Origin of the sequence: Halomonas sp. AOP27-A1-41, assembly GCF_052378605.1 — a bacterium.
Lineage (GTDB): Bacteria > Pseudomonadota > Gammaproteobacteria > Pseudomonadales > Halomonadaceae > Vreelandella > Vreelandella citrativorans.
Window position 1 is genome coordinate 145,823 of the sequence record NZ_JBQSXT010000005.1, and the last position, 10,428, is coordinate 156,250.

Consider the following 10,428-nt stretch of genomic DNA (forward strand, 5'->3'; position numbering starts at 1 on the left):
CAATCTGTCTTAAGCGGCGGTAAAGCTTCCTGCATTAAGCCATAAATGAACGGCAATACTGGCGATGTAGCCCAATAGAATAACCGGCGCCCAGCGCAAGTGGCCCATAAAGGTATAAGCGCCGCGTGCTTGGCCCATAACCGCAACGCCAGCTGCTGAACCAATCGAGAGCAGGCTGCCTCCAACACCAGCGGTTAGGGTGATTAACAGCCACTGCCCGTCAGACATTTCAGGCTGCATGGTGAGCACCGCAAACATTACAGGAATGTTATCCACCACAGCGGACACCACACCCAACACAATGTTCGCCCACGTAGCATCCCAATTGGTATAAAGCGCCTCGGACAGCAAGCCAAGGTAGCCCATAAAGCCAAGCCCACCTACGCACATCACTACGCCGTAGAAAAACAGCAGTGTGTCCCACTCGGCCCGCGCCACGCGGTTAAATACGTCAAACGGTACCACGCTACCTAACTGCGCCAGTTTCTTGTTATCCCCACGACGACTGTAGCGTTCACGCTTACGCTCCAGCGAACGGGGCAGGCTCTTGCGTAGGTAGAAGCCAAAGAACTGAAGATAACCAAGCCCTGTCATCATGCCAAGCACGGGCGGCAAGTGTAAGAAGGTGTGGCAGATGACGGCGGTTAAAATGGTCAGTAAGAAAAGCACGATAATCCGTCGTGCACCGCGTTTCAGTTGGACATCCTCATATACGCTACCGGGCTTTTGGTCCTTGATAAACAGGCTCATGATCATGGCTGGAATCAGGAAGTTAACCAACGAAGGGAGGAAAAGAGTAAAAAACTCCTGGAATTGAAGAATGCCTGCCTGCCATACCATCAGCGTGGTGATGTCTCCAAATGGGCTAAAGGCGCCCCCCGCATTGGCGGCGACCACAATATTAATGCACGCCAGGTTAATAAAGCGCTTGTCACCTTCGGCCACCTTGGTGATGACGGCACACATTAGCAGCGCGGTGGTTAAGTTATCGGCAATCGGTGAAAGAATAAATGCCAAGCCGCCGGTCAGCCAGAAAAGCGTGCGATAGTTAAATCCTTTACGCAGCATCCAGGAGCGCAGAGCATCAAATACTCGACGCTCTTCCATGGCGTTGATATACGTCATGGCCACCAGCAGGAACAGCATCAGCTCGGTGAACTCTAAAAGGGTCATGCGAAACGCATATTCTGAGGTTTCTGACATGCCGTTTTGAACATACACCCAGCCGATGAGGCTCCAAATAATACCTGCCGCTATTAGCACTGGCTTTGATTTACGCATATGAATCTTTTCTTCTGCCATCACCAAGGCATATGCCAAAACAAAAATGGCGACAGCAAAAAAACCGATAAAAGATGTCGTTAAATCAATCTCACCTGTCACAGCAAAGGTCGACACGCTATAGAAAAATAGTAAGGGGGCTAACAAAAAAAGCCAGCGACGAGAAGATCTCGGCTGGCCTGGGTCGCAATCCTGCGTCAACATGATACGTTTATCCTTATTTAAAGGTGGTAGGAAGGGTTAATAAGCGGCGTTAAGTATAACAAATTGCCTGTTTTCTAAATAAAGAATAAAACCGAATAAAGGTCGTTTGTTAACTCGCTATGGCATCTTTTTTTAGCAAATTATCCATTTAGCTAATGGTAAGTTTATTGATAAAGTGCGATACATTTTAACAGCGATTAATCTTTATGGTAATAAACCAAAGTTGCAAGCGATAAGCGATGCAGTAAGACGAATGCTGAGTGCCATCCTCTGTTTGCCATTATTGCCCGTCAGTGTTGCCTATGCATCGAATTCAGTGCTGGATAGGGCTGTCTTGGTAAGGCTACTCCGTTGGAGGCACAGCGTTCCTGCTCGGCGTATTACATGCTAATGTTAGCGGCGCTAGGCGGGGCACTGTTCACGACCTGGCCCGCTGGCGTTTATTATTCTTTCAGCGCGACAAAAAAATCAGGCCGATGAGGTCGCTGGATACCAGGAATTGACACATGCTCCCCTTTATACGCTCTGCTTTATGCACGCCCTTACTCGTAGCCACCACGCTTTCACTTAGCCTGGCTGCCCAAGCGGAAACCCGCGTTACCTATAAGTCGGCAACGGCGGGAACGGCTTATTATCAGATGGGCGTCGAGTTATCAGAAGCCATTCGCCAAGGCACGGATGACGCTATTATTCTTACCCTGGAAGAGAGCCAAGGCTCGGTGCAAAACGTGATGGAAGTCATGGCGCGCCAGGGTAACTATGTTTTTACCACGCCGCCTGCGTTGGTTGATCAGGCCATGGCGGGTGAAGGGCCTTTTGCTGAACGTCAGAACCCACGTTTTCAGGAGATCCGCGGCCTGTTTCCCATTCCAGCGATTACCATGCACTTCATCCTGGGTGAGGATAAAGGTGTCGTGGGTATTGAGGAACTTGAAGATAAGCATATCCTGATTGGCCGGGGCACGTTCGGCGCACGTGAAGCCGCGCGTTACCTGGCGCTGTTTGGATTGGAAGAGAGTGTACAGGTCGCCGATGCTGCCTTGGGCAGCGGCCCCGACGCGTTGAAAAATGGGCAGATTGACGGCTTTGTAACCGCCAGCTCTTACCCAACGCCCAATATTATCGAAGTGGCTGCGGGCATGCCGATTGCGATGGTGAGTCTCACTGACGAGCAGATCGACATGACCGGCGCGCCGCGTCAGGTAATTCCTGGCGGCACCTACCCAGGTATTGATGAGGACGTACAAACCACGTCGTTGCCGGTCATGGCGTATACCACGTCACAAATGGATGACGAAACCGCGTATACGTTGACCAAAACCTTCTGGGAACGCCGTGACGCCATGGCCGAAGAGACCGCGTGGTGGGGCGGTATTACCCCGGACCAGCTCGACAATATGGCAGGTATGCTGCACCCCGGCGCTCTGCGCTATTACGAGGAAGCCGGCATCGACGTTCCCGAATCGCTGCGTTAATTCTCTCCCAGGCAGTGCCGACGCCACGAGGTCCGCTTCGTGGCGTCGCTATTTGTTGTTGACTCGTTTCTGATAGGCATAGGGCATGACACTTTTTTCAACTTCGACGCTAGACGACGAGGCGCCCGCTGCGCGTGGCTGGGTAGCGCTGGGCACCTTAAGCGTGGTTTTCCACATGGGGCTTATCTTTTACGGGTTAACGCCTGCGTTAATTAGTCGACCGCTGCATATGGCATTACTGCTGCCCTGGGTGCTGATATTTATGGCCAAAACGCCTTGGCAGCGGGCGAGCGGCTGGGTGCTGACACTACTGGGTGTGGCGGCCTGTGGCTATATCGCCCTTAACGAAGCATCACTGGCCAACCAGTACGGTTTTATCGATAGCCATCTGCAGATGGGAATTGGGCTTTTTTTGATCGCTCTGGCGCTTGAGGCGGCGCGCCGTGCTATCGGCTGGCCCTTACCGTTGGTTGCGTTGCTCGCTTTGCTGTATGGCGCTTTTGGACAGTATGTGCCCGGCACGTTTGGTCACCCAGGTATTCCCCTGCCAAGCATGGTGGGCTCGCTGACCATTGCCGAAGGCGGGCTGTGGGGATCGCTTACCGGTGTCAGTGTGGGCGTCGTCGCGATTTTCGTTATTTTTGGCGCGGTGCTTAACGCGGGCGAGGCAGGCCAAGGGTTTATGAATCTGGCAAGTGCTGTGGCGGGCCGATTAACCGGTGGCGCGGCGAAAGTCTCGGTGATCTCTTCGGCGCTGATGGGGTCCATTTCCGGGTCGGCCTCCGCCAATGTGGCGTCTACCGGGGCCATTACCATTCCTTCCATGGTGCGTTTGCGTTATCCGAAATCCCTGGCAGGGGCGGTGGAAGCCGTGGCCTCCTCGGGTGGGCAAATCATGCCGCCCTTGATGGGAGCGGGGGCTTTCGTCATGGTGGAGCTCACTGGAACCCCCTACACACAGATTATGGCGGCGGCTGTTTTACCGGCGTTTCTTTACTTTCTAACGGTCTGGATGGGGATTAATGCTTACGCGACTCGGCATGATTTGCAGCCTTTGGATAAAAGCGATCAGCCCAGCCGTAAAGAGGTGTTGATTACCTCACTGTTTTTTGCAGTCCCGTTTGTGTTGCTGCTGGTGTGTATTTTTATCAGCGGATACACCCCTCAGTATGCGGCGAGCATTGCCATTTTCGCCAGTTTGGCCCTGCTGTTTTTTAACGTCACACTGCGTTTTTCTCTTTCTGGTTTTATAACCCGGTTTATGCTTGCCATGGTGACCGCTGGGCGGCAGATTGCGATGATTGGCGCGATTATTATTTGCGCCTCGCTGGTGATAGGCGTGCTTTCGCTGACCGGGCTTGGGGTGAAAATTACCTCCGGTATCCTGTCGCTTTCCAACGATATGCTGTGGCCTGCGCTGTTGTTGACGGCACTGGCGTGTTTGATTCTGGGCATGGAAGTCCCCACCACGGCCGCCTATGTCATCTGTGTCTCAGTGGCGGGACCTGCACTGACATCGCTGGGGCTTGAGCCGCTCCTCGCGCACTTGTTTGTCTTCTGGTATGCGCTACTGTCGACGATTACACCGCCGGTGTGTGGTGGTGTCTTTATCGCGGCGGGCATGGTGGGAGAGAACTGGCTTAAGGTAGCGTTGAAGGCCATGGCGCTGGGCATTGGGCTTTATATCATTCCGTTAGCAATGGTCGCTAACCCTGACATGATTCGGCTTGCCTTTGACCCCGCTGGTGCGCTGTTCGATACCGCCAAGGTGGCCGTTGGCTTGGGGGCGATCTCCTTTGGCATCATTGCCCATAAAGCGCTCTGGCTGCGCCTGGCGCTTATGGTGGTGGGCGCGCTGATTATCTTCGCACTCTAGCTTGCCGGGTTCGCCGCTGCCAATGCACGCTATAAATGCAGCGGCGAATCTTCATTCAGCGCTTCGGTGGCGTAGATAACCCAGCTATCAATGGCCGGTCCTAGCGAGCGTACCAAGGTTAGCGTATCAGGTGCCTGGGCCAGTGCTTCTTCTGCACAAATACCGGCCTGATAACGACCTTCAATCAACCCATTGGCAACGTCGACGGTTGTCGGTGCCTCAATGATCGTCTTGAACGCGCTTAAATCAGTGTAGTAGCGCGTGGCAGGCTGAAGCGCGATATGTTCTGGTTCGGAAGCATCACGACGGGCGAGCAGCGCCAGCGGCTTACTGCCCGCAATAAACGTATCGACTGGAAAGGCGCGATGCATATAGCGACCTACGCAGTCGGCATGGCTGAAGTGGGCCGTACATTGCAGTACATGGGTTAGTTCTCCGGCCAGCAGTGCCTCGAAAGCCGCCTCAAACGTGTCGAAGAAAATGCATTGGCCACCTTTCGGTACCCGGTGTTTGAGATAGCGCTCAGCGACCAGCGCATGATTGTTGCCTTCAGGCCCCAGAGTACCAAGCATCATTGTGCTTCCTTATGCCTTTAATGCCGTTATGGTCGAGCGCAAGCCGTTGTCGTAAAAAGCCTAACTAATCACCGTAAAACTGGCCGCTAAATACGCTATATATCCTACCAGGAGCAATAACCCCTCACCACGTGATAAACGTAGGCCGGTATAGAGGAAAGCAATCAGCAGCGCAGAGGCGCCCAGCATTACCCACTGGTCAAAGGATGCCATGCGCTCAACAAGCGGTAGCGGCTGAAGAAAGGCGGAGATGCCCAGTATGCCGAGTAAATTAAAGATATTGCTGCCCAGAATGTTGCCCACTGCCACATCGGCATGACGCCGTAGCGCCGCGATCACCGATACCGAGAGTTCAGGTAGTGAGGTGCCGATAGCCACGATGGTAAGCCCGATAACCGCTTCTGAAATCCCCAGCGCCTGAGCAATGCCGACGGCGCCATAAAGCAGCAATTGGGAGCCGCCGATCAGTAGAGCCAACCCGCCGATTAAAGCCACCACGATAAACAGCGTGCTGCTGGGCAGTTGGGTCACTTCCTCTGCCTCGGCCGTGTGTAGCTCGGCAGAAGGGGAGTGCTGGCCGCTTTCGCTGCAGTAGGCCCATACCAGATAAGCCGCCAGGCTTGCGAGTAGCACCGCTGCATCGAAACGCCCCAGGCTGCCGTTAAACGCTAAAAGAATAAACAGCCCAGTGGCGAGCATCATTACCAACCCATCGCGCTTAAGCGCTTGGGGCTGGGTGGTCAGCGGGCAGATAAGTGCACAAAGGCCCAGAGTCAACAGGATATTGCCGATATTGCTGCCGACCACATTGCCAATCGCAATGTCGGGCTGCTGGTTCATGGCGGCATGGATCGAGACCACCAGTTCAGGCGATGAGGTACCAAAGCCGACAATCACCAGTCCGGTAAACAGCGGTGATACGCCCAGCCGTTTGGCCCCGGCGACGGCGCCGCGAATCAATCCTTCGCCACCAAGCGTTAAAAGCACGATGCCGGCTAATAAACTCAGTCCATAAAGCAGCATAAAGGGCCTCCACCATGTAGCCTAAGCGCTTATTGTTAGTGACTATAAGCGTAAACTCGGTGCGTGGCGAGACACATTATTTTTCAGCCATAGGGGGTTAAAATATTCGCTAAGGGTCAGCTAGGGAAGGGGCGTATCGGACGTTACTTGCTTGAGCCAACGCTGCTTTGCATGGTTTCTAAGGTTCTGAATTTTATCTGTTTCATCTACAATATCCTGCCCCAAAATCGTTTCGATAACGTCTTCAAGGGTAATAATGCCAAGCCATGTCCCATGTTCATCATGGATCACACGCATATGGTGGCGGCTGGTTAGCATGTCGGTAAATACCTGCTCAACGCTTGCGCTATCGGCGATGGTCCCCATTGGGTGCATCAACGTTTGCATGGTTTGGCCAGGCTCGGCGTGATAAACATCAAGCTTATGTACATAGCCTAACGCCTGCTCGTTTGCATCCATCACAGGGTAGCGCGTAAAAGAGAGCTTGCCGAAGCGCTCATCGAAAGCGCTCACCGTCATTTCCGGGGTGACCGTTTCACTGACGGCGCGTGGTGTCATCGCCTTGGTCACCGGAATCTCATGCAGATTAAGGATATTAGTGATCGTGCGTGTTTCATCATTATCCATCACTTTTTCCTCCAGGCCTGCGCGCGCTAATACTTTTATTTCACTGCGCACATCGATGCCTTCATCTGCCTCACCCAGCCGTTGAGTAATCATTTTTGATAGCCAGATAAAGGGCATTAACACCACCATTAAGGTATTTAAAATAGGAGGCAGAAAAGGAGCCAAACGGCGCCAGTAGTTGGCACCTAACGTTTTAGGAATAATTTCTGAAAATACCAGAATGAGAATGGTCATAACTGCCGAGGCAACAGCGACATAAACATCCCCAAATACAGCGGCTACCTGAGCGCCTATCCCCGTCGCGCCCGCCGTATTGGCGATAGTGTTAAGCGTTAAAATGGCCGCAAGCGGGCGGTCGATGTTGGCTTTTAATGTATCAAGTGCTTTATGTAATTTAGGACGCTCTTCTTTAAGCTGAGCAATATAGCTTGGTGTAATCGACAGCAATGAGGCTTCAAGTATCGAACAAAGGAAAGAAGCTGAAATAGTTAAAATAACAATGATTGTTAAGAGCACCATATATAATGTCTCGCCAGATAAAGAGAGCGTTAAGCTCTTTATAGTTAAGCTGTTTTGACTGTCAATGAAATGGCGCCGACTTCTAATTTATGTTGTTTTAATAAAAGCTATATAATGTATAACCTCTTTGAAAATAATTTTTACTTCGACCAAGTTTGGCGGCTGGTTGGCGACTGATTGGCTAGTGATAATGGCTCCGTTGTGCTTGTTGGATCTGGCACGGCCGGTACGATGATGGTCGACCCACTTGCCGCCAAGAAGCGTTAGGCGCTTTAACGTTTCAGGCCAACATGCTTTGTTTGATTAGTGTTATGTTATAATGTATCTTTTATGTTGATTTAAAAACCATTCATTCTCTGAAAAAGGAAGTCTGAAAAATGCCATTACTTTCATCAAAAGCACTCAGCGCCTTAGCCATCAGCTTGCTGGCAGTGGCGGGTATTCAGCCGGTGGTTGCAGATGACAAGCATGAACACCACGACCATGATCACTCCCATGGTCATTCACACGACCACTCCCATGACCATGCGCACGACCACAGTAGTGATATTTATTCCGGGCATTTCAGTGATGACCAGGTAGCGGACCGTCCACTTTCCGACTGGGAAGGTGATTGGCAGTCCGTTTATCCCTATCTAGAGGATGGCACGCTGGATGAGGTGTTTGCTCATAAAGCCGAGCATGGCGATAAAACGGCTGAAGAGTACAAGGAGTACTACGACACCGGTTACCAAGCAGCGGTTGACCGTATCGTTATTGAAGGCAATAACATTACCTTCTACGAAGACGGCGAAGAGAGCACGGGCGAGTATCAATACGACGGCTACGAGATTTTAACCTACGACGCAGGCAATCGTGGCGTGCGGTTTATTTTCGAGTTAGAGGGTGAGAGCGCTGAAAATCTTCCTCAGTACATTCAATTCAGCGACCACGCTATCTACCCAACCGACGCGCATCACTTTCACCTTTACTGGGGCAATGATCGCGAAGCACTGCTGGAAGAAGTCTCTCACTGGCCGACCTACTACCCGTCCGATTTAGACGGTAATGAAATCGCTGAAGAAATGACTGCTCATTAAGGTCGAGCCACCTTTTTTATAGCTAGTCGACGGGCGCCAGCAGAAATGCTGGCGTTTTGCCGTTATGGGCGCATGAAAAAGAGGCTAACCTGTAAGGCAGGTAGCGTTCTTGTTACCACGTTGGCTTTATCCACCAGAATAGGTACGACGATGCGACTACTTTCACGATGGGCAGGCATGGGGATTTTGATCTTCAGCGGCTTGGTCAGCGCTAATGAAGAGTGTGTTAGCCCTGAAACCCAAGCGGAAATGACGCAGTGTTCAGCGAACACGTATCAAGCGGCTGATGATGCGCTTAATGAGGCTTATCAGGCATTGATTGGAAGGCTTGATAGTAATGATTTATCGCTTGAGAAGCTCAGAGTGGCCCAGCGCAGGTGGATTGACTTTCGTGACGCCGAATGTGCGTTCGAGAGTAGCGCGGTCGAAGGGGGGAGCGCCCAGCCCATGGTACGTAATGGCTGCCTTGAAGCGCTCACCAAAGCACGTACGCAAAGCCTGCAAGAGCATGCCAGCTGCGAAGAGGGCGACCTTAGCTGTGTAAGGTAGCTAAAACAAAAGCTGCCCATAGAAACAAAAAAGCACCGATAGTCGATTGATTTATAGGGGGATGGTGGAGGCGGCGCTTTATAGTTGGCCGCTCTCTATCCTGTTGCCGGCTCTTGGCTATGGCGTGTCAGGTCGTGAAAGTGAATACCTGTTGCTTTGATGACGGCGGTCATCGTGCGTAGCGTGGGGTTGCCTTTAGGTGAAAGCGCTCGGTAGAGACTTTCGCGTGACACTTTGGCACGTTCCGCAATGGCGGCTACACCGCCTTGGGCTTCCACTACATGGCGTAGTGCCAGCAGAAAGGCAGACTCGCCGCCTTCTTCATCCAGCTCATCGAAAGCGGTGCGCAAATAGTCCAGCGCCATATTAGGATCATCGCGCAGCATTTCGACAACAGCAGCATCATGGCTTTTCATGTACTTGCTCTCCTACGGTGGTCAGCTAAAAACGCCTTTGCTTGCTCTATATCGGCTTGCTGGCGTTTCTTGGTTCCACCGGCTAATAACATCACTAAACGGCGGCCTACTTTGGCGTAATAAACGCGGTAGCCCGGCCCGTAATCAATCCGTAGCTCTAGCACACCATCGCCCACTGCCTTGGCGTCGCCTCCAGACGGCGCTAAACGCTTGTCTTTGCTGGTAAGTGGCGCGGCGCAGAGGAATGCATTTCTCAGGGTAACACCTGTACATGCTTTGCCTGAATAAGTGGGGGGCACAGGTGATGCGCCGCATGGCTACGCGGATGCTGCCCACCTGTGGCGGTGCACGCTGGGATTCCGAAAATTTCACGGAATCCGGGGCTGCTTGCCCCCGTGGTTCAGGCATTTGAGCGCTATAAGAACTTGGTTTTTTATCGCAGGGAACTGGAAAGTCTATGATCATCGACGTTTGATTCGAACAAGAGCGCCCGGAATGAGCAGGAGCGCGGTCTTCCCTTCACGACAGCAGAGCGCTTTGATTGGGAAGGCGCTGTATTTTCGGAAGATACCCGCTTTGATTACCCCGAACAGCGCTTCATAGGCTTGGGGAAGATAGGGGAAAGGGTGCACGTAGTGTGCTTTACGCCTATTACCGATGGCATTCGGGTTATCAGTCTCAGGAAAGCCAACTCACGGGAGATGCGACGCTATGAAAACGCGACTCACGAATAAAGACGGCGAAGTTAGAGAGCTAACAGAAGCGGACGTGAAGCAAATGCGGCCCATGGCTGAGGTGCTACGA

The 10,428-nt window shown here is 52.3% G+C and carries 10 protein-coding genes and 1 pseudogene; 5 read left to right on the forward strand and 6 right to left on the reverse strand.

Features of this window, described 5'->3' with window-relative positions:
• Positions 1-9 precede the first annotated feature (9 nt).
• Positions 10-1,485, reverse strand: a complete 1,476-nt coding sequence (nhaD, locus tag ACT3TC_RS05715; protein ID WP_444639437.1) for a sodium:proton antiporter NhaD — start codon at positions 1,483-1,485, stop codon at positions 10-12.
• Between the two features lie 506 nt (positions 1,486-1,991).
• Here nhaD and ACT3TC_RS05720 point away from each other — a divergent pair.
• Entirely contained in the window at positions 1,992-2,960 is a 969-nt protein-coding gene (locus ACT3TC_RS05720) for a TAXI family TRAP transporter solute-binding subunit (RefSeq protein WP_444639438.1), read from the forward strand.
• A gap of 85 nt (positions 2,961-3,045) precedes the next feature.
• Positions 3,046-4,836 carry a TRAP transporter permease gene (locus ACT3TC_RS05725; protein WP_444639439.1) on the forward strand — a complete coding sequence of 597 codons (1,791 nt, stop codon included), beginning with the start codon at positions 3,046-3,048 and terminating at the stop codon, positions 4,834-4,836.
• A 29-nt stretch (positions 4,837-4,865) separates the two neighbouring features.
• Here ACT3TC_RS05725 and ACT3TC_RS05730 read toward each other — a convergent pair whose 3' ends face one another.
• The 3 genes from ACT3TC_RS05730 to ACT3TC_RS05740 form a co-directional block, all read right to left on the reverse strand.
• Positions 4,866-5,411 carry a hypothetical protein gene (locus ACT3TC_RS05730; RefSeq protein ID WP_444639440.1) on the reverse strand — a complete coding sequence of 182 codons (546 nt, stop codon included), beginning with the start codon at positions 5,409-5,411 and terminating at the stop codon, positions 4,866-4,868.
• A gap of 60 nt (positions 5,412-5,471) precedes the next feature.
• A complete protein-coding gene (locus tag ACT3TC_RS05735) occupies positions 5,472-6,431 on the reverse strand; it encodes a calcium/sodium antiporter (RefSeq protein ID WP_444639450.1) in 960 nt (319 codons plus the stop codon).
• A 123-nt stretch (positions 6,432-6,554) separates the two neighbouring features.
• Positions 6,555-7,580: a CNNM domain-containing protein gene (locus ACT3TC_RS05740; protein WP_444639441.1), complete on the reverse strand. Its 1,026-nt coding sequence runs from the start codon at positions 7,578-7,580 to the stop codon at positions 6,555-6,557.
• Between the two features lie 377 nt (positions 7,581-7,957).
• Between ACT3TC_RS05740 and ACT3TC_RS05745 the strand changes: the two genes are divergently transcribed.
• Positions 7,958-8,659, forward strand: coding sequence for a ZinT family metal-binding protein (locus ACT3TC_RS05745; RefSeq protein WP_444639442.1), 702 nt, complete (start codon positions 7,958-7,960; stop codon positions 8,657-8,659).
• Between the two features lie 150 nt (positions 8,660-8,809).
• Positions 8,810-9,208, forward strand: coding sequence for a lysozyme inhibitor LprI family protein (locus ACT3TC_RS05750; protein WP_444639443.1), 399 nt, complete (start codon positions 8,810-8,812; stop codon positions 9,206-9,208).
• A 95-nt stretch (positions 9,209-9,303) separates the two neighbouring features.
• Here the strand turns inward: ACT3TC_RS05750 and ACT3TC_RS05755 are convergent, their stop codons facing one another.
• Complete coding sequence (locus tag ACT3TC_RS05755) at positions 9,304-9,624, reverse strand: addiction module antidote protein (protein WP_444628492.1); 321 nt, start codon at positions 9,622-9,624, stop codon at positions 9,304-9,306.
• Positions 9,621-9,923 carry a type II toxin-antitoxin system RelE/ParE family toxin gene (locus ACT3TC_RS05760; RefSeq protein WP_444639444.1) on the reverse strand — a complete coding sequence of 101 codons (303 nt, stop codon included), beginning with the start codon at positions 9,921-9,923 and terminating at the stop codon, positions 9,621-9,623. Before ACT3TC_RS05760 ends, ACT3TC_RS05755 begins: the two co-directional genes overlap by 4 nt.
• A 231-nt stretch (positions 9,924-10,154) precedes the next feature.
• Between ACT3TC_RS05760 and ACT3TC_RS05765 the strand changes: the two are divergent.
• Positions 10,155-10,358: pseudogene (locus ACT3TC_RS05765) on the forward strand (BrnT family toxin); the annotation flags it as partial.
• Positions 10,359-10,428 lie beyond the last annotated feature (70 nt).

Coding starts and splice junctions, on each gene's coding strand:
- ACT3TC_RS05720 (WP_444639438.1), top strand. CDS start 1,992: ATGCTCCCCTTTATACGCTCTGCTTTATGCACGCCCTTACTCGTAGCC.
- ACT3TC_RS05740 (WP_444639441.1), bottom strand. CDS start 7,580: ATGGTGCTCTTAACAATCATTGTTATTTTAACTATTTCAGCTTCTTTC.
- ACT3TC_RS05755 (WP_444628492.1), bottom strand. CDS start 9,624: ATGAAAAGCCATGATGCTGCTGTTGTCGAAATGCTGCGCGATGATCCT.
- ACT3TC_RS05725 (WP_444639439.1), top strand. CDS start 3,046: ATGACACTTTTTTCAACTTCGACGCTAGACGACGAGGCGCCCGCTGCG.
- ACT3TC_RS05730 (WP_444639440.1), bottom strand. CDS start 5,411: ATGATGCTTGGTACTCTGGGGCCTGAAGGCAACAATCATGCGCTGGTC.
- ACT3TC_RS05745 (WP_444639442.1), top strand. CDS start 7,958: ATGCCATTACTTTCATCAAAAGCACTCAGCGCCTTAGCCATCAGCTTG.
- ACT3TC_RS05750 (WP_444639443.1), top strand. CDS start 8,810: ATGCGACTACTTTCACGATGGGCAGGCATGGGGATTTTGATCTTCAGC.
- nhaD (WP_444639437.1), bottom strand. CDS start 1,485: ATGTTGACGCAGGATTGCGACCCAGGCCAGCCGAGATCTTCTCGTCGC.